At 69.0% G+C, this 17,079-nt stretch carries 18 protein-coding genes; 10 read left to right on the top strand and 8 right to left on the bottom strand.

Annotated elements, in window-relative coordinates:
* The first annotated feature begins 85 nt into the window (after nucleotides 1-85).
* The gene (locus tag ACLBYD_RS14320; protein WP_277370449.1) at nucleotides 86-490 is read left to right on the top strand and encodes a hypothetical protein; all 405 of its coding nucleotides are present in this window, start codon (nucleotides 86-88) and stop codon (nucleotides 488-490) included.
* 13 nt (nucleotides 491-503) lie between these two features.
* Here the strand turns inward: ACLBYD_RS14320 and ACLBYD_RS14315 are convergent, their stop codons facing one another.
* From ACLBYD_RS14315 to ACLBYD_RS14305, 3 genes are read right to left on the bottom strand one after another with little or no spacing between them, the layout of a single operon-like run.
* Nucleotides 504-1,178 carry a response regulator transcription factor gene (locus ACLBYD_RS14315; RefSeq protein WP_230790138.1) on the bottom strand — a complete coding sequence of 225 codons (675 nt, stop codon included), beginning with the start codon at nucleotides 1,176-1,178 and terminating at the stop codon, nucleotides 504-506.
* Entirely contained in the window at nucleotides 1,166-2,257 is a 1,092-nt protein-coding gene (locus ACLBYD_RS14310) for a sensor histidine kinase (RefSeq protein WP_106201108.1), read from the bottom strand. Before ACLBYD_RS14310 ends, ACLBYD_RS14315 begins: the two co-directional genes overlap by 13 nt.
* Before the next feature lie 9 nt (nucleotides 2,258-2,266).
* On the bottom strand, nucleotides 2,267-2,917 hold the full coding sequence (locus ACLBYD_RS14305) for a DedA family protein (RefSeq protein ID WP_277370448.1): 651 nt from the start codon (nucleotides 2,915-2,917) through the stop codon (nucleotides 2,267-2,269).
* Nucleotides 2,918-3,074: 157 nt separating this feature from the next.
* Between ACLBYD_RS14305 and ACLBYD_RS14300 the strand changes: the two genes are divergently transcribed.
* The 4 genes from ACLBYD_RS14300 to fahA all read left to right on the top strand — a co-directional run bounded on the left by ACLBYD_RS14300 (nucleotide 3,075) and on the right by fahA (nucleotide 6,980).
* Nucleotides 3,075-3,602, top strand: coding sequence for a MarR family winged helix-turn-helix transcriptional regulator (locus tag ACLBYD_RS14300; RefSeq protein ID WP_016692512.1), 528 nt, complete (start codon nucleotides 3,075-3,077; stop codon nucleotides 3,600-3,602).
* Between the two features lie 116 nt (nucleotides 3,603-3,718).
* Nucleotides 3,719-4,921: a homogentisate 1,2-dioxygenase domain-containing protein gene (locus ACLBYD_RS14295; protein WP_447816963.1), complete on the top strand. Its 1,203-nt coding sequence runs from the start codon at nucleotides 3,719-3,721 to the stop codon at nucleotides 4,919-4,921.
* Nucleotides 4,918-5,799: a hypothetical protein gene (locus tag ACLBYD_RS14290; RefSeq protein WP_447816962.1), complete on the top strand. Its 882-nt coding sequence runs from the start codon at nucleotides 4,918-4,920 to the stop codon at nucleotides 5,797-5,799. Before ACLBYD_RS14295 ends, ACLBYD_RS14290 begins: the two co-directional genes overlap by 4 nt.
* A complete protein-coding gene (gene fahA / locus ACLBYD_RS14285; RefSeq protein ID WP_447816961.1) occupies nucleotides 5,796-6,980 on the top strand; it encodes a fumarylacetoacetase in 1,185 nt (394 codons plus the stop codon). The genes ACLBYD_RS14290 and fahA overlap by 4 nt, the downstream gene beginning before the upstream one ends.
* An 81-nt stretch (nucleotides 6,981-7,061) precedes the next feature.
* On the opposite strand, the gene ACLBYD_RS14280 is transcribed toward fahA, so the two are convergent.
* From ACLBYD_RS14280 to ACLBYD_RS14270, 3 genes are all read right to left on the bottom strand, one after another.
* The gene (locus tag ACLBYD_RS14280) at nucleotides 7,062-7,280 is read right to left on the bottom strand and encodes a helix-turn-helix domain-containing protein (protein WP_016932798.1); all 219 of its coding nucleotides are present in this window, start codon (nucleotides 7,278-7,280) and stop codon (nucleotides 7,062-7,064) included.
* Nucleotides 7,280-7,954: a hypothetical protein gene (locus ACLBYD_RS14275; protein WP_447816960.1), complete on the bottom strand. Its 675-nt coding sequence runs from the start codon at nucleotides 7,952-7,954 to the stop codon at nucleotides 7,280-7,282. The genes ACLBYD_RS14280 and ACLBYD_RS14275 overlap by 1 nt, the downstream gene beginning before the upstream one ends.
* A gap of 124 nt (nucleotides 7,955-8,078) precedes the next feature.
* Nucleotides 8,079-8,816: an IclR family transcriptional regulator gene (locus ACLBYD_RS14270; protein WP_277370443.1), complete on the bottom strand. Its 738-nt coding sequence runs from the start codon at nucleotides 8,814-8,816 to the stop codon at nucleotides 8,079-8,081.
* 138 nt (nucleotides 8,817-8,954) lie between these two features.
* Here ACLBYD_RS14270 and ACLBYD_RS14265 point away from each other — a divergent pair, with 138 nt between their 5' ends.
* Nucleotides 8,955-10,385 carry an acyl-CoA synthetase gene (locus ACLBYD_RS14265; protein WP_447816959.1) on the top strand — a complete coding sequence of 477 codons (1,431 nt, stop codon included), beginning with the start codon at nucleotides 8,955-8,957 and terminating at the stop codon, nucleotides 10,383-10,385.
* 6 nt (nucleotides 10,386-10,391) lie between these two features.
* On the opposite strand, the gene ACLBYD_RS14260 is transcribed toward ACLBYD_RS14265, so the two are convergent.
* The gene (locus ACLBYD_RS14260; protein WP_447816958.1) at nucleotides 10,392-11,120 is read right to left on the bottom strand and encodes an MOSC domain-containing protein; all 729 of its coding nucleotides are present in this window, start codon (nucleotides 11,118-11,120) and stop codon (nucleotides 10,392-10,394) included.
* A gap of 107 nt (nucleotides 11,121-11,227) precedes the next feature.
* Between ACLBYD_RS14260 and ACLBYD_RS14255 the strand changes: the two genes are divergently transcribed.
* Together ACLBYD_RS14255 and ACLBYD_RS14250 are read left to right on the top strand one after the other, a co-directional pair.
* Complete coding sequence (locus tag ACLBYD_RS14255) at nucleotides 11,228-12,199, top strand: LLM class F420-dependent oxidoreductase (RefSeq protein ID WP_447816957.1); 972 nt, start codon at nucleotides 11,228-11,230, stop codon at nucleotides 12,197-12,199.
* Nucleotides 12,200-12,287: 88 nt separating this feature from the next.
* Nucleotides 12,288-13,250, top strand: a complete 963-nt coding sequence (locus tag ACLBYD_RS14250) for an alpha/beta fold hydrolase (protein WP_447816956.1) — start codon at nucleotides 12,288-12,290, stop codon at nucleotides 13,248-13,250.
* Here the strand turns inward: ACLBYD_RS14250 and ACLBYD_RS14245 are convergent.
* Nucleotides 13,220-14,395 (bottom strand): MFS transporter, encoded by a 1,176-nt coding sequence (locus tag ACLBYD_RS14245; protein ID WP_447816955.1) that lies wholly within the window; start codon nucleotides 14,393-14,395, stop codon nucleotides 13,220-13,222. The two genes, ACLBYD_RS14250 and ACLBYD_RS14245, sit on opposite strands and share 31 nt — an antisense overlap.
* A 142-nt stretch (nucleotides 14,396-14,537) precedes the next feature.
* Here ACLBYD_RS14245 and ACLBYD_RS14240 point away from each other — a divergent pair, with 142 nt between their 5' ends.
* Together ACLBYD_RS14240 and ACLBYD_RS14235 are read left to right on the top strand one after the other, a co-directional pair.
* A complete protein-coding gene (locus tag ACLBYD_RS14240) occupies nucleotides 14,538-15,935 on the top strand; it encodes an amidase (RefSeq protein ID WP_447816954.1) in 1,398 nt (465 codons plus the stop codon).
* Nucleotides 15,936-15,956: 21 nt separating this feature from the next.
* A complete protein-coding gene (locus ACLBYD_RS14235; protein WP_447816953.1) occupies nucleotides 15,957-17,060 on the top strand; it encodes an XdhC family protein in 1,104 nt (367 codons plus the stop codon).
* Nucleotides 17,061-17,079: the final 19 nt, after the last annotated feature.

Genomic DNA, 17,079 nt, shown 5'->3' with positions numbered 1-17,079 from the left:
CCGGCATTCCCGTATCCGGACCGCGTGGTCCGTGTTTCGATGTCCGGGAGGCACGGGTCCTCGAGACACGGGGTGGAGGGGAACGATGGCGAACGGATTTCGACGGGTACTGCGAGCCGGATCGGTCGCCGCAGTGACAGGAGGGATCGTCCTCGGCGGCGCCGGCATCGCGGCGGCGCAGGACGAGTGGCCGGTCCAGCAACCGAACAGCCCGATCTCCGTGTCGGATGTGGACCCCGCCAACTGGCTCACGCCGGACGAGCTTGCCTACTGGAATCCGCTGGCGAACGAGCCGCGGCTGACCTCGCCCTTCGGCACGAACACCCGCATCGTGTGTCAGGGCTTCCACGGCGTGACGACCGATTGCTGGCAGGCCGACCTCGAAGGCCGTCCACACAAGCTTCAGCGTCTGCCCGCGAACCTGCCCAACGTGACGGGGTCGAGCGCACCCGGCGGAGGCGTCGGGCACTTCGTGTATCCGCTCTTCTGATCCGCACGGGGCGTCAGCGGTCGTCCCGAGAGCTCGGGGTGCCCGTGCTTTCGAGATAGAGGAGCACCGCCCGTACCCGCCGACTACGGTCGGCCTCGCGCGGCAGGTCGAGCTTTACGAAGATCGAATTGACGTGCTTCTCGACGGCGCTGACCGACATGGTCAGACGATCGGCGATGCCGGTGTTCGTCAAACCCTGCGCGAGGGCCTCGAGTACCTCGCGCTCGCGTTCGGTGAGGGCGGCGATGGGGTCGGTGCGGCGGGTGTTCGCGAACAGTTGCCGCACCACCTCGGGATCGAAGGCCGTCCCGCCCGCGGCCACACGTTCCAGGTCGGTGAGGAACGCCCCCACGTCCGACACGCGATCCTTGAGCAGATAGCCCACGCCACCCCAGCCGTTCGTGAGCAGGCCGGTCGCGTTCCGGTGCTCGACGTACTGCGACAGCACGAGCACAGCGACCTGCGGGTGTTCCTCCTTGATGCGCCGCGCCGCGTCGATGCCCTCCGTCGAGTAGGTCGGGGGCATACGCACGTCGAGCAACACGAGGTCGGGCACCTCGCGCTCGACGACGTGGTGCAACTCGACGGCGTTGCCCACACCGGCAACCACCTCGTGGCCTTCGTCCGCGAGCAACCGGGACAGGCCCTCGCGAAGAAGGGTCGAGTCCTCGGCTATCACGATGCGCACGGGATCCTCGCTTCCACGACGGTCGGCCCTCCGCGGGGGCTGTGTACGGAGAACTGCCCGTCCAGCGCAGCGACACGGCGCGCGAGACCTGTCAGCCCGGAGCCCGTCATCTCGGCCCCGCCACATCCGTCGTCGACGACCGTGACCGTGACGACGTGACCGTCCGCCGCGACGGTCACCGACACGTTGTCGGCGCCGGAGTGCTTCGTCGAGTTCGTGACCCCTTCCGCGGCAACGTAGTACGCGGCTGCCGCGACATCGTGCGGTGGTTCCGGGTCGATCGACAGATCCAGGTCGACGGGGAGGAAGGTGTGCGCGGACAACCCTTCCAGTGCCGCGGCGAGCCCGTGTTCGTCGAGCGCGGCCGGGTATATCCGCCACGCCACGTCGCGCAGTTCGGTGAGCAACGCCTGCGCCTGGGCGACGGCGTTGTCGAGGTCGGCGACGAGGTTCCCACTGCCGCGTTCGGCGGTGCGACGCGCGCGACCGACGTCGAGTGCGAGCGCGACGGCCCGCTGCTGGACGTCGTCGTGCAGGGCGCGTTCGATCCGCCGGCGTTCGTCGTCGATGGCGGTGACGACGTCGGCGCGGGTGCGCTGCAGGTCGCGGAGGCGATGCTGCGTGGCATCGTCGCCGAGCAGCCGCAGGGCTGTGCGGACGTCCCACTGGCCCACGATCATCGCCATCCGGACGGAGAGATAGATCATCACGGCGGCGACGAGGAGCGAGACGAGCCCGTCGGCGACGGAGATGCGACCGCCGGCCAGCAGGACGATCGCCCAGCCCCCGTAGCCGGTCGCGGCGATCAGGACGAGCAGGACGACGAGGCCGACGAGCGGACCGTAGGCCAGTCGGACGAGGAAGTATCCGGTCGGCTCGCGATCCGGAAGATCCCGGGCCGCCTCGGCGTCGAACCATCGCACGAGACGAGTGCGGTCGCGTTCGGCCGCGCGGCCCGGTCCGTCGGTGGTACGGCGAGCCGATGCCGCCGCACCCGTCACCGCGGTGACGATCCCGAGCAGGAGCCCGACGACGGCGCGGACCGAGGTCCCGAGTGAGCGCCGAAGGTGATCGATCACGGACCGACCCTAACGGGCGCGAATCGATCGGACACGGCGGACGACGAACACCGCCACTGCTGCGACCACCGCGACGATCACGAGTTTCTGCAGCACATCGGCATACGGTTCGACGACTCCCCAGTTCTCACCGAGGAGGTATCCGGCGAGTACGAAGATCGAGTTCCACAGGGCGCTACCGAGGGCGGTCAGGACGACGAAGCGGCCGACGGGCATGGCCTCCACCCCTGCGGGGACCGAGATCACGCTCCGCACGAGCGGCACCATCCGGCCGAGGAGCACCGACTTCTCACCGTGCCGGGTGAACCATTCTTCGCCGCGCCGCAGATCGGAGGTGTTCACCAGTGGGAGTCGCTCGACCACGGCATACATCCGCCGACGGCCGAAGGCGCGCCCGGCGAGGTAGAGCAGCAGTGCGCCGACGAGGGATCCGAGGGTGGTCCACACGACGGCCGAGACGAGGGAGATCTCCCCGCGGGAGGCCGCGAAGCCGGCGAGGGGAAGGATCACCTCGCTCGGGATCGGCGGGAAGAGGTTCTCCGCGGCGACCGCGAGACCGGCACCGGGTGCTCCGAGCATCTCCATCAGCTGCAACGAGAGGCCTGCGAGGCCGTCGAGTTCATCGGTAGGTGACTGCGGGAGGGTCTGTGCGAAGTTCATGCCCGGAACGCTAGGAGCAACGAACGCGCAGGTCACTGCGGTTTTCCGCCGACTTCACGGCATTCGGGGTGCGGTTTTCCGCAGTCCCGCCGATCTCCGGGTGATCCACCGGATAGTAAATGGATGAATTATCCCGGATCTGCGGTACTGTGACCGCATGTCCGGACCCCGCGACCTCGACTACTGGTCCTTCGTCGAACTCGCGCAGGAGCGTCTGAACAGCAAGTTCGGCGAACATCACCGCAGCGCGACCGAAGTCCTGCTCACGCTCAACCGGGCCTCGGACATCGTCACCTACGACCTCGAAGCTGCGGTTCACCGCCCCCGCGGCAGGTCGTGGTCGGCCTATCGGCTCATGTTCGTCATCTGGCTTGCCGGCCCGATCGAGCCGAACGTCGCCGCGCGACTCACCGGCATGAGTCGCGCCGCCGTCTCGAACCTTGCGAAACCGCTGGTCGAAGCGGGGATCCTGGAGAAGACGCCGGTCAGTCACGACGCGCGTTCGGTGCAGTTGTCACTCACCGAAGCGGGGGAGAAGGAGATCCGCGACAGTTTCCGCGCGCAGAACGAGCGTGAGGAGGCCTGGGTGGAGGTGCTCACCCCCACCGAGCAGCAGATTCTCGTGATGCTCCTGAACAAGCTGATCACCAACCGCAGCCAGTTCGACGTGCGCGGACGCAACTGACACAGCCTCGTGACCTCTCTGTGGTTGCGCTCACGCCCTCCGGTTAGTTAACGTGTTTACTAATTCCAGGCGAGCGACCTTCCCTCGCACGCCCGAGATCCGCGAGGAGTCAGATCATGGCGTTCTACCGACAGCTCGGCGTCATCCCGCCGAAGCGTCACACCCAGCACCGTGACGAGAACGGCAACCTGTACTACGAAGAGCTGATGGGCGAGGAGGGCTTCTCGTCCGACTCGGCGCTGCTCTACCACCGGTACATCCCGTCGGCGATCGTCGACGCCACCGAGTGGAAGCTGCCCGATCAGACCACCACGCCCAACCATCCGCTCAAGCCGCGGCACCTGAAGCTGCACGATCTGTTCCCCGAGACGATCTGGACCGAGACGGACGTCGTGACCGGTCGTCGTCTGGTCCTGGGCAACGCCGACGTCCGCATCTCGTACGTCGTGTCGTCCAAGCCCTCGCCGCTGTACCGCAACGTCGTCGGCGACGAGATGGTCTACGTCGAGTCCGGTGAGGCCACCGTCGAGACGGTCTTCGGCCCCCTCGAGGCGAAGCCCGGCGACTACGTCCTGCTGCCGATGGCCACCACCCACCGTTGGGTGCCCAAGGGCGATGCACCGCTGCGCGCCTACACGATCGAGGCCAACAGCCACATCGTCCCGCCCAAGCGTTACCTGTCGAAGTTCGGGCAGTTCCTCGAGCACGCGCCGTTCTGCGAGCGCGACCTCCACGGCCCGACCGAACTGATGCAGGTCGAGGAGGAGAACGTCGAGGTGCTCGTCAAGCACCGCACCTCGCACGGCGTCGTCGGCACCCGCTACCTGATGCCGCACCACCCCTTCGACGTGGTCGGCTGGGACGGCTGCCTGTACCCGTACACCTTCTCGATCCACGACTACGAGCCCATCACCGGCCGTGTCCACCAGCCGCCGCCGGCGCACCAGGCGTTCGAGGGCAACAACTTCGTCATCTGCAACTTCGTGCCCCGCAAGGTGGACTACCACCCGCTGGCCGTGCCGGTGCCGTACTACCACTCGAACGTCGACTCCGACGAGGTCATGTTCTATTGCGGCGGCGACTACGAGGCCCGCAAGGGATCGGGCATCGGCCAGGGGTCGATCTCGGTGCACCCCGGTGGTCACGCGCACGGCCCGCAGCCGGGTGCCTACGAGCGCAGCATCGGTGTGGAGTTCTTCGACGAACTCGCCGTCATGGTCGACACCTTCCGCCCGCTCGAACTCGGTGAGGGTGCGCTCGCGTGCGAGGACGCCGCCTACGCCGGCAGCTGGAACCGCAATGCAGGAGCGGCCAAGTGACTTTCGGACCTCTTCTGACCGGACTGTGCGACGACGCCGCGCTGTTCCCTCCGGGCAACGCCCCGCTGCCCGTCGCCGTCCCCGCCCACGCCGGGCACCGCTCGTCCGCGCACGCGCCGCTCGTCGGAGCGTTCGTCTTCCCGGCCGGTCGCCTCGGTGAGCTCGCGGATCACCTCGCGCAGCACCCGTATCCCGGTGAGCTGGCCCTGAGCCTGACCGCACCGACCGGCACCGCAGCCGTCCGGTCCGCACTCGAACAGGTCGATGCGATGGACTCGGTGTCCGTGGTGGCACTCGAGATCGCGGTCCCCGCAGAACAATCCGTCGACGAGCTGTTCGCAGCACTCGGCGAGATCTCCGCGGACCGCCCGGATGTCGATATCTTCGTGGAGGTTCCGCGCGACGAGCGTCGCGCCGAGATCCTCGCCCGCATGGTCGGCACGCCCTACGCGGCCAAGTTCCGCACCGGCGGCATCGTCGCGGAGGCCTATCCCGACGAAGCCGAACTCGCCGCGGCGGTCGGCACGGTCGTCACCACGGGTGTTCCGTTCAAGGCGACCGCCGGTCTGCACCACGCGGTGCGCAACACCGACCCGAAGACGGGCTTCGAGCAGCACGGGTTCGTGAACCTGCTGGCCGCGGTGGACGCGGTGCTGTCCGGAGCAGACACCGATGAGGTCGCCTCCGTGCTCGCCCAACGCGACGGGGCAGTGCTCTCCGCCCGCCTCGGCGCCCTGTCCGACGACCGGGCCGCAGAGGTCCGGCGCCGTTTCCTGTCGTACGGCACCTGCAGCATCGCCGAACCGCTCGAGGATCTGCTCGGCCTCGGTCTGGTGCCCTCGACCGTTTCCCCGATCACCGAAGGAACGAACGCATGACCACCATCGCCATTCCGGAGGGTTCGCTCTTCGGTCTCGACAACCTGCCGTACGGCATCTTCTCCACGGCCGACAGCGAACCCCGCGTCGGTGTCCGCGTCGGAGATTCGGTCCTCGACCTGAGCCGTGTCTTCGAGGACGACGTCGTCTTCGCCGAGCCGTCGCTCAACGCGTTCATGGCCCAGGGCCGCGCCCGGTGGGACGAAGTCCGCGCTGCGATCAAGGAACTCGTCGCCGGTGACGTCGCCGACGAGGCCGTCTTCGCCGTCGCCGACGTGACGATGCACCTGCCGATCGAGGTGGCCGACTACGTCGACTTCTACGCGTCGGAGAACCACGCGTCGAACCTCGGCCGGCTGTTCCGCCCGCAGAATCCCGACCCGCTGATGCCGAACTGGAAGCACCTGCCCGTCGGCTACCACGGCCGGTCGAGCACCGTCGTGACCTCGGGTGTCGACATCGTGCGACCGTGCGGACAGCGCAAGGGCCCCAACGATCCTGCGCCGGTCTTCGGTCCGTCGATCCGCCTCGACATCGAGGCCGAGATGGGCTTCATCGTCGGTGTCGGTTCCCCGATGGGTTCGCAGATCACCCCCGACGAGTTCGCCGATCACTGCTTCGGTGCCGTCATCCTCAACGACTGGTCGGCCCGCGACATCCAGGCGTGGGAGTACGTGCCGCTGGGCCCGAACCTCGGCAAGTCCTTCGCGACGTCGATCTCGCCGTGGGTCGTCCCGCTCGCCGCGCTCGAGGCCGCCCGCATCGACACCCCGGTGCAGGACCCGGAACCGCTGCCGTACCTGAAGGGCGCCGAGAAGTGGGGCCTGGACATCGATCTCGAGGTCGAATGGAACGGGCACGTCGTGTCGCGCCCGCCGTACGCGCAGATGTACTGGTCGCCGGCGCAGATGCTCGCCCACACCTCGGTCAACGGTGCCGCGACCCGCACCGGTGATCTGTTCGGCTCCGGCACCATCTCGGGCCCGGAGAAGGACCAGCGCGGCGCCTTCATCGAACTCACCTGGGGCGGAGCAGAACCCGTGCAGGTCGGCGACGAGACGCGCACCTTCATCGAGGACGGCGACGAGATCGCCATCTCTGCCACCGCGCCCGGCCCGAACGGGACCCGCATCGGCTTCGGTGAGGTCCGCACCCGCATTCTTCCCGCGATCGGGGAATAGAGGAAACAGGTCCGTGCGTCAGCCGGAGCGCCACCGGCCGGACCGATCGGCGATGCNNNCATCGCCGTTTTCCGGGGTCGGTCAGTCGACCGAAAGAATGTCGCCCACAGAGCAATCCAGTACGCGGCACAGGGCGGTGAGGGTCGAGAAGCGGATCGCGCGGGCGCGTCCGTTCTTGAGTACCGACAGGTTCACCACGCTGACGCCGACCTTCTCGGCCAACTCGGTGAGCGTCATGCCCCGGTCGGCCAGCAGCTCGTCGAGATGACACCGGACGGCATGCTCGGTTTCCGGAGGCATCAGACGAGTCCTTCGTTGTCGCGCGCCATGCGGCTGCCGATCCGCAGCACCACGCCCACGGCCGAGATCACCATGCAGAAGACGTAGGCGTACCAGAACTCCGGTCCGAGAGGCGCGTTCGAGAGGACGTAATTCATGTCCACGTCACGGATCAGCATGTTGGTGCCCAGCGTGCGGGGGATCATCGGGACGATGATGGTCGCGATCGCCACGATGGAGGTGATCCACACGAGCCGGATGGCACCCCGGTCGAACAGTCGGCCCCGGACGAAGCGCACGACGATCCAGCTCAGCAGGGCCAGGGCTGTCAGGTAACCGAGCGTCTGTACCGCCTCCCCGGCGCGGATGAGGCCGACGCTGACGGGTGAGAGGGTGTCGGTCGGAACGTCGATCACCGTCGTCGAGGTGGTCTGGAGGTCGACGCCGTTCGGGGTGGACAGCACCGGCGCCGCTGCCGCGTCGTCGAACCGGACCCGCGCGGTCACGATGCCGTCGCCGAGGGAGCTCGCGAGGTCGCGGACGTAGGTGAAGAGCACGATCAGTGAGGTCAGCGCGAAGACGGTGAGGGACGCCCACAGATCGGTGCGGTCCTTCTTCGACGTCTCGGTGGGGGAGAGCGTGTCGGGTTCGGCGCCCGGGCCCTGGGGGCGGTCGGTGTCGTGGGTGGAATTCATGGTCGTCTCCGAACTCGCCGGACGGCGGACTTATCGATTGTCGATACCATCGATAATCGTTATACCTATCGACAAACGATATGTCCAGAGGCGGCGGGTTTCCGCCGGTGCCGTTCGGAGCGGATCAGGGCAGGCGACGCTCGATCGCGTCCCGCGCTGCCAGCGCCTTCGCGCCGTAGTCGGGGAAGAGGTCGGGCGTCAGCCGCGAGGCCGGGCCCGAGATGCTGAAGCAACCGCGCACGGCGCCACCGCGCCCACGCAGCGCGACGGCGACCGCGGCGATGCCGTCGTGCAGGCCCTGTTCGGTCACGGCATACCCGCGGGCGCGGATCTCGGCGATCTCCTCGCGCAGCACCGCTGGGTCGGTGACGGTGTGCTCGGTCAGTGACGGGAGCTCGGTCGCGAGGAAGTCCTCGATCCGTTCGTCGGGCAGCGACGCGAGATAGGCCTTGCCGGTGGACGCGGCGTGCAGGGGCAGGCGCGTGCCGAGGGCAAGGAAGGCGCGGAGTTGATGGGCGCTGTCGAGTCGCTCGATCAGGACCAGTTCGTTGCCGTCCGGCACGGCGAGATGGACGGTCTCGCCCGTCTCGGCCTGCAGGCGGTTCAGTTCCGGGAGTGCGACCTCGCGCAGGTCGTCGCCGGACGACATCGCACTGCCCAGGCTGAACGCGCGGCCGGTGATGACCCACTGCCCGGCGTTCGCCGTCGAGGGGCGCAACCAGCCGGCTTCGGCGAGGGTCCTGAGGCACCGCTGCACGGTGCTCTTGGGGACGTCGAGGCGCTTGCTCAACTCCGAGAGCCCGACCGGTTGCGTGGTCGCGACCTCCTCGAACACGCGGAGTGCGGTGAGAACGCTGTTCATCGGAACCTTTCGCGCGTCGTTGACGGCAGGCGTCACGGGTTATAGGTTGAGCCGGACCGCATCGTAGCACGGCGGTCCACAATATGGACCAGACGCTGCGCGACACCGTCCGGCAGGACGTCGAGAAGGGACCCACCGATGACCACCACCACGCCCGTGCCGTTGCTGACCTCGCTCACCGGATCCGGAGCAGGTGACGACCGCAGCGCCGTCCGCGTCGGAGACATCTCGCTCACCCGATCCGAACTGATCGCGGCCGCCGCCGCGGTGGCCGACGAGGTCGCCGGTTCCTCGCGAGTCGCCATCGACGCCACCGCGAGCATCGAGACGGTGATCGCCACGACCGGATGCCTCATGGCCGGTGTGGCCGCGGTGCCCGTGCCGCCGGATTCCGGCCCGGCCGAGCGCGCCCACATCCTGAAGGACTCGGGTGCGCAGGTGTGGCTCGGCGCTGCCCCCGACGACGTCACCCTGCCCGCGATCCCGGTCGACGCGAGCGCGCGTTCGTCGTCCTCGCACGCCGAAGCGGACCCGGGCAGCGCCGCGATGATCATGTACACCTCGGGAACCACCGGTGCCCCCAAGGGAGTCGTGCTCTCGCGGTCCGCCGTGGCGGCCGGTCTCGACGGCCTCGCCGAGGCGTGGAACTGGACGTCCGACGACACTCTCGTCCACGGACTTCCGCTGTTCCACGTCCACGGACTCATCCTCGGTGTCGTCGGCGCGCTCCGGCAGGGTTCACCGCTCGTGCACACCGTGCGGCCCAAGCCCGAAGCCTATGCGGCAGCGGGCGGTTCGCTGTACTTCGGTGTTCCCACCGTGTGGTCGCGGGTCGTCGCCGACGAATCGTCCGCTCGCGCACTGTCGTCCGCGCGTCTCCTGGTGTCGGGCAGTGCACCCCTGCCCGTGCCGGTTTTCGAGCGCATGCTCGCCCTCACCGGTTCCGCGCCGATCGAGCGGTACGGAATGAGCGAAACGATCATCACGATCAGCACCCGCCACGACGGTGAGCGCCGGCCCGGCTGGGTGGGTCTGCCGATCGACGGGGTCTCCACCCGCTTGCGCGACCAGGCCGGCAACCTCGAGGCGCACGACGGCGAAACCCTCGGCCGGCTGGAGGTTTCCGGCGCGACCCTGTTCGACGGCTACCTGAACAACCCCGAGAAGACCGCCGAGTCGATGACCGAGGACGGCTGGTTCAGGACCGGCGACATCGCCGTGATCGACGATCAGGGCTTCCACCGCATCGTCGGCCGCGAATCGGTCGACATGATCAAGTCCGGTGGTTACCGGATCGGCGCCGGCGAGGTGGAACACGCGCTGCTGAACCATCCCGGCGTGCAGGAGGCCGCGGTGGTGGGTGTGCCGGACGACGATCTCGGACAGCGGATCGTCGCCTACGTCGTCGGGGATCTCCGTGACCCGAGCGAACTCTCGGACTTCGTCGCGCAGACCCTGTCGATCCACAAGCGTCCCCGCGAGATCCGCGCCGTCGACGCACTTCCGCGCAACGCGATGGGCAAGGTACAGAAGAAGGTCCTCGTGGAGGACCACCTCGCCGGGAAGTGACCCGGTCTACCCGATCCCGACTTCGTCGCCGATGGTGATGTCGCCGGGAGTCGTGACGGTCGCGTAGACACCGATGCACGGCATCGGCTTGCCCTCCGGCACATTGGGCACCTGATGAGCGGTCATCACCTCACGCAGCATGTCGCGCCGCGCGGGAACCTCCTGATGGGGGAGCGTCACCATGACGCACCGCGCGGTGCGCTTGTGCGGTTCGAGGACCACCGAGCCCACCGACACCCGCCGGTCGATCCATTCGTCCTCCACGAAACCGGTCGTGTCCGGAGTGTCGACGACCAGCTGCGGCCGGAACCGTCGCAATGCCACATCGGTGGGGTCGCCGGTGCCGAGCGCCTCCACCGCGGATCGGGAGACGAGATGCAGCGGCGCCTCGTCGTAGGTGCGGTCGCACGGTTCGAGCCGCACGTCGTGACCGACCATTTTCGACAGCAGGTCGTCGACCTCGGGATCGTCGCCGCGCACCACCGTGCCGTCGGCCAGCGTCAGTTCGAGTGCCGCCGGATCGCGGGGATCGTCGTCGCTCAGAAGTCGAGCGGAGCAGGTCAACAGCAGTCCGTAGCGGCGGAAACGTTTCGCACTCGCGATGTTTCCGGATTCGGCGTCGACCAGCGCCCACAGGTGATCGCCGCGCAGGCCGTCCGCTTCGATCGCTGCGGCGTCGATCCGTTCACCCCCGAACGACTTCACCGGATAACGCCACAACTGATCGATACGCACGACTCGCCAGCATACGGGGACCGGAGCGACCGCGGGGCGGGCCCGCTCCGCCGGTCCGAAACACGCCCGGGTATGACCTGAACCACAGTGTGGCTAGGGTGACGGTCATGACGGAGAACACGACACGACGATGGGGCCTGACCGTCCCGCTCGACGGCATCCCCCTGCCCGACCAGCGACGCATCATCGAAGAACTCCCCGACCTCGGGTACACGGACGTGTGGTCGTCCGAGGCCGGCGCCGCCGATGCGTTCACCCCGCTGACCCTCGCGAGCGTGTGGGCTCCCAGCCTGCGCCTGGGTACCGCGATCGTCCCCGTCTACACCCGCGGCCCCGCGACGCTGGCCATGTCGGCCGCGAGCCTCGCCGCCGCCGCACCCGGCCGCTTCGTGCTCGGGGTGGGCACCTCCTCCGACGTCATCGTGGAGAAGTGGAACGGCATCCCCTTCGAGGAACCGTTCAAGCGTGCCCGTGACACCCTGCGGTTCCTGCGTGCGGCGCTGGCGGGGGAGAAGGTCTCCGAGAAGTACGACACCTTCGCCGTCGACGGCTTCCGGGCCGGCGTCGTACCCGACCCGGCGCCGCCGGTGCTGCTGGCGGCACTGCGCCCGGGCATGCTGCGTCTGGCCGGGCGTGAGGCCGACGGCGCCATCATCAACTGGCTGTCCGCCGACGACGTCCGCACCGTGGCGCCCTACGTCCACGAGGGCGGCGAGAACAAGGAGATCGTCGCGCGGATCTTCGTGCTCCCCGGCTTCGACACCGAGACCGCCCGCGCCATCGGCCGACGCATGATCGCCGCCTACATGAACGTCCCCGTCTACCGGGCCTTCCACGAATTCCTCGGCCGTTCGGACGATTTCGCCGGCATGTGGAAGGCATGGGCGGAAGGCGACCGCAAGGCTGCCCTCGAAGCGATCCCGGACCACGTCGTGGACGCCCTCGTGATCCACGGCGAACCCGAGGCGTGCCGCGAGCACGTGGAGCGCTACGTCGAGGCGGGCGTGACCACCCCGGCCATCGCCCTGGTGCCCTCGGGCGATCCCGCACCGATGATCCGGGCGCTCGCCCCGCGCTGACGACCGGACGTCACGATTCGATGTCGGCGGTTAACGGCACCCGAGGGTGACGCGACAACTCCTGCAGATGCGCTGTGCAGGAGGCGACATGGCCGAGCCGACGTCGAGTACGGACCCGAACACGATCGCTCGTGTGACCGTGGTTGCCGACGACGGAGTGCCGTTGGCCGCCACGGTGACCGGACCGCGGGACGCGGATCTGACGCTGGTGTGCCTGCACGGCCACTGCCAGGACGCCGCGAGCTGGGATGCCGTCTGCGAATCGGTGGACCTGCCGGGTCTGCGCATCGTCCGCTACGACCAGCGAGGACACGGTCGTTCCGGGACCGGCGACGCCACCGCGTGCACGGTCTCCGGGATGTCCGACGACCTCGACGCGGTGCTCCGGACCCTCGCGCCGGACGGACCGGTGGTGCTGGCGGGATATTCGATGGGCGGCATGGTCGCACTGTCCTACGCCCGTCGTCACCCTGACGCCGTCGGCGACCGCATCGTGGGTGTCGGCCTGATCGCCACCGCAGCATCGGGACTCGCGGACGGCGGTATCGGACGCTATCTGCGGCATCCGGCCGCCTCCATCGTGCACCGGGCGGTGTCACGTGCACCGCGCGTCATGGAGCTGTCGAAGCGCGCCGGGGGTCGTGTGTGCATCGTCGCCGCCCGCAGACGCACCGAGGAATCATGGCTGCGGGTGGTCGGATCGGCGTTGTCGAACGAGACGTCCGTCGTCACGTGGTCGCGGTTGCTGGCCGACTTCGCGGTGCTCGACGAGTCCGCCGCCCTCGACGTGCTCGGGAGAGTGCCGGTGGTCGTCGCGGCGGGCACGGAGGACGTCTTCGTGCCCTTGTCGTTGTCGGAGGCGATGGCGGCGCGACTGCCGCACGCGAACCTCGTGCGGTTCGTCGGTGCCGGTCACCGCGTGCTCGCCGACCGTCCCGAGGAGGTCGCTCGCGCGCTGTCGGATCTGCTCGAGCAGATGCGCGCCCTGGACCCCGTCGGCCTGGGCCCCGTCGGCCTCGCTCAGCGCGAGCCGACGAGGGTCGCTTCCTGATCGGCGAGCAGTTTCCGAGGGACGAGCGCGAGCAGGAGCAGTGCCACGGCGACCGCGAAACACGCGACGAACCCGACGTGGGGTGCGGCGAGCGAGATGACGAAGGGCACCGCGAAACCCAGATAGATCAGGCAGTAGAAGACCGCGACGGTCTGTGCCAGCTCGTCCGGCGGAGCGATGTGCTCGACGGTGACGAGACCGGAGACGAGCAGCATGCCGTAACCCCCGCCGAGGAGGACGGCGGTGACGAGGACGGCAAGCACCGATACCGGGCCGTCGACGAGCACCGCGAGGCCGGCGGTCACGAAGCCCAGCACACCGAGGCCCACCCCCGTCCAGACGCCACGATCCTCACCGTGCCGGGTGATGCGCCGGGCCACGGGCTGGATCAACGCACCGGTGAGCAGGGTCAGGGCGGCGACCACACCGGTGAACGCGACGGCCACGCTGTCCACCCGATCCGAGACGATCGGCGGCATCGTCGCGAACGAGACGGTCGCGCATCCGAAGACCCACGGGGCCCACGGCACGACACCCCACCGGAAGCGCGGGGACGACAGGGTGGACAGACGCCACGAGCCCTGCACGGTGCGGGGCCGGTGCGCGTCGGGGACGGCCCACACCAGCACCATCGCGACCACCATCAGAGCGATGTGCACGAGATAGGGCAGACGGTCGGGGGCGGGTAGCCACTGCGCGATGAGACCGGCGAACAGGGCGCCACTGCCGAATCCCGCCGACAGTGAGACGGCGGCCCGGCGTGCTCCCACCCCCGGCCCCTCACTCAGTTCCTTCATCCAGGCGGTGCCGGCTCCGAACGCCATCCCGGACGCCAATCCGGCGAGGACCCGGCCGAGATACAGCAGCGCGGGGATGTCGGCACCCAGCAGCAGAACGATCGACGACACGATGCTCACCGGGATCATCGCCCGGATCACCGGACGACGCCCGATCCGGTCGGCCACGCGCCCGAAGTAGAGCAGGGCGGGGATCAACCCGACGATGTACGAGCCGAGCATGGCAGTGAACGAGTCACTGCCGAGTCCCAGGTGGTCGCGGTAGACGAGCTGCATCGGAGCGAACTGATTGGCGCCCCAGCTCACCGCGAACACGGCGAACGCGAGACGAGCCCAGGACGGAATCATTCCCCGATCCTCTCAGGCCCGTTCCGGCGGGAAAGTATCAACTCTTCACACCGCGGCGACCGGATTCCTGTGGAGTGTGGACGTAGGAGAGGGCCCGGAGTCGGCCATAGCGTTCTCGTCGAACGCAGACCAAGGAGGGCCAGTGACGGTAGACGGTCGATCCCCGACGCTCGACACCGAGCGCACCGGCACGTGGACCGGCGCCGACGCGCGGTCGATCGCCGCCATGGTTCGCGGCCGCGAGGTCACCGCCCGTCGGGTCGTCGAGGACCACCTCGCCCTGATCGCCGAGCAGAACCCGCGCCTCAACGCGATCGTCACCGTCGCGGCGGAGAGTGCCCTCGCCGAGGCCGACGCTCTCGACCAGCGCCTCGACCGCGGCGAGGTGGCCGGTCCGCTCGCCGGGGTGCCGTTCACCGTCAAGGACCTCATCGCCACCGCGGGCGTGCGCACGACGGCCGCCTCGAGGGCGCTGGCCGACAATGTCCCCGTCGTCGATGCACTGGCCGTCGCCGCGATGAAGGCGGCCGGCGCGATCCTCGTCGGCAAGACCAACACGCCCGAATTCGGGACCTCCGGGCTTACCGACAACGAGATGTTCGGACCGGCCGTGAACCCGCTCGGCAGCCCCGAGTCGCCGCGCTCGCCCGGCGGATCCAGCGGGGGCGAAGCCGCGTCGATCGCGTCGGGCATGAGCGTCCTCGGACTGGGCACCGACTTCGGCGGGTCCGTGCGCTGGCCCGCGCACTGCACCGGCCTGTGCTCGATCCGCCCCACCGTCGGCCGGGTGTCCGCGGACGGCCAGTACCCGGGGGTGCTCGTCGGCGACCACGTGCGGGCCAATCCCACGACGGTGCACGGCGCGCTGCAGACCGTCGGACCCATGGCGCGGAACCTCGACGACCTCGTCCTCGCCCTGCGCGTGATCTCCGAACCGCACGTCGCGTGGACCGATCCGGCGACCGTCGACGTCGACGCTCTGACGATCACCTGGGCGGACGGGGACGGCACGGTCCCCGTCGTCGACGAGATCGTGGACGTCGTCCGGGAGAGCGCGCGGCGCCTCGGTGCCCGTGAATACCGCGGGTCGGCTCTGGTCGAGGGGAACGAGCTGTTCGGGCGATTGCGGGCCACCCAGACCCACGCCGACATCGATGCGCTGGCAAGCTCCGACCGCTTCGGTGCCGTCATCCGCGACTTGCTGTCCACGGCCGGTCGCGCCGAGCATCGGGAGGTGGAGGGCTTCTGGGCGTGGCGCACCGCGCTGGTCCATCGGTTGCTCGGCGAGATGGGCGACGTGCTGGTGCTGCCGGTCGCGTCCATCGGGGCGCCTCCGCTCGGCGACGATCGTTTCGCTGTCGGCGACCGGCTGCTCACCTGGCAAGAGGCGCTGGCGAGCTGCCGCACGATCAGCGTCACCGGTTTCCCGTCCGTCGTCGTCCCTGTCGGGCAAACGAGCGACGGCCTGCCCCTCGGCGTGCAGATCGTCGCGCGCCCCTTCCACGACCACGTCGCGCTGGCCGTCGCCGCGCGTCTGTGACACACCGGTAAGGAGGCCGCTGTGCGGGACATTCTCGACGAGCTGTCGCGATGGTTCGACGACGGTGAGACGTTCGCGCTCGCGACCGTCGTGCGCACCTGGAAGTCGTCGCCGCGCGAACCCGGCGCCGCGATGGCCGTCTCGCAGTCGGGCGAAGTGGTGGGCAGTGTGTCGGGAGGCTGCATCGAAGGCGCCCTGTACGACATCGCGGGTGACGTGCTCGCCGACGGGCGCGCACGGACCGAGGTCTTCCGCGTCACCGACGACGATGCCTTCGGAGTAGGTCTGACCTGCGGCGGCACCATCGAGGTGTTCGTGCAGCGGGTCGATGCCGCCATTTATCCAGAGTTCACCGAGGTGGCACGGCGGATCGGGGCGGGAGAGCCGGTCGCCGTCGTCACTGACCGCGAGTCCGCCGGCCATCGTGTGGTCACCCTCGACGGGGACGACGGCACCGATCCCGAAGCCGAGGTGCGCCTGCGCCTGTCCTACGGCGATTCGGAGGTCTACGTCGACGAGGTGCGCGGGCAGATCGTGGAGATCTTCGCGCCGCGACCGCGGATGTACGTCTTCGGTGCCATCGACTTCGCGTCCGCCCTGTGCACGCTGGGGAAGTTCGCCGGTTACCGCGTGACGGTGATCGACGCCCGGCCCGTCTTCGCGACGCCCGCCCGGTTCCCCGACGCCGACGAGGTCGTGGTGGCGTGGCCGCACGTCTTCCTCGAGTCGGCGCCGATCGACCCCACCACGGTCGTCGCGGTGCTCACCCACGACGAGAAGTTCGACATCCCGCTGCTCGAACGCGCCCTCCGCTGCGAGGCCGGATACATCGGGGCGATGGGCAGCCGCTCCACGCACGAGCGCCGCGTCGCCCTGTTGCGCGAGGTCGGTCTGTCCGCCGACGAACTGGGACGACTGCACTCGCCGATCGGACTCGATCTCGGGGCGCGCACCCCGGAGGAGACGGCCGTGTCGATCCTCGCCGAGATCCTCGTGAGCACGCGCGGTGCCACCGGGCGCAGCCTCGCGACACTGCGCGGACCCATCCACCGGGTGCCGGCGGGACGCGCTGCCCGACCTGCGGATTGTCCGCCTGCGATTGACGGTGTTGCGGCAGCCCTCTAATGTCACGTGTCTCCCATGC

Source organism: Rhodococcus sp. C26F (genome assembly GCF_053345925.1).
The sequence above is the reverse complement of the archived record's forward strand: the minus strand, read 5'-3'. Positions and strand labels throughout refer to the sequence as shown.

What these genes read in the sequence shown, in the direction of transcription:
- ACLBYD_RS14300 (WP_016692512.1), top strand. Translation starts at nt 3,075, where the DNA reads ATGTCCGGACCCCGCGACCTCGACTACTGGTCCTTCGTCGAACTCGCG.
- fahA (WP_447816961.1), top strand. Translation starts at nt 5,796, where the DNA reads ATGACCACCATCGCCATTCCGGAGGGTTCGCTCTTCGGTCTCGACAAC.
- ACLBYD_RS14320 (WP_277370449.1), top strand. Translation starts at nt 86, where the DNA reads ATGGCGAACGGATTTCGACGGGTACTGCGAGCCGGATCGGTCGCCGCA.
- ACLBYD_RS14275 (WP_447816960.1), bottom strand. Translation starts at nt 7,954, where the DNA reads ATGAATTCCACCCACGACACCGACCGCCCCCAGGGCCCGGGCGCCGAA.
- ACLBYD_RS14245 (WP_447816955.1), bottom strand. Translation starts at nt 14,395, where the DNA reads ATGATTCCGTCCTGGGCTCGTCTCGCGTTCGCCGTGTTCGCGGTGAGC.
- ACLBYD_RS14255 (WP_447816957.1), top strand. Translation starts at nt 11,228, where the DNA reads ATGACGGAGAACACGACACGACGATGGGGCCTGACCGTCCCGCTCGAC.
- ACLBYD_RS14280 (WP_016932798.1), bottom strand. Translation starts at nt 7,280, where the DNA reads ATGCCTCCGGAAACCGAGCATGCCGTCCGGTGTCATCTCGACGAGCTG.
- ACLBYD_RS14265 (WP_447816959.1), top strand. Translation starts at nt 8,955, where the DNA reads ATGACCACCACCACGCCCGTGCCGTTGCTGACCTCGCTCACCGGATCC.
- ACLBYD_RS14305 (WP_277370448.1), bottom strand. Translation starts at nt 2,917, where the DNA reads ATGAACTTCGCACAGACCCTCCCGCAGTCACCTACCGATGAACTCGAC.
- ACLBYD_RS14250 (WP_447816956.1), top strand. Translation starts at nt 12,288, where the DNA reads ATGGCCGAGCCGACGTCGAGTACGGACCCGAACACGATCGCTCGTGTG.
- ACLBYD_RS14295 (WP_447816963.1), top strand. Translation starts at nt 3,719, where the DNA reads ATGGCGTTCTACCGACAGCTCGGCGTCATCCCGCCGAAGCGTCACACC.
- ACLBYD_RS14270 (WP_277370443.1), bottom strand. Translation starts at nt 8,816, where the DNA reads ATGAACAGCGTTCTCACCGCACTCCGCGTGTTCGAGGAGGTCGCGACC.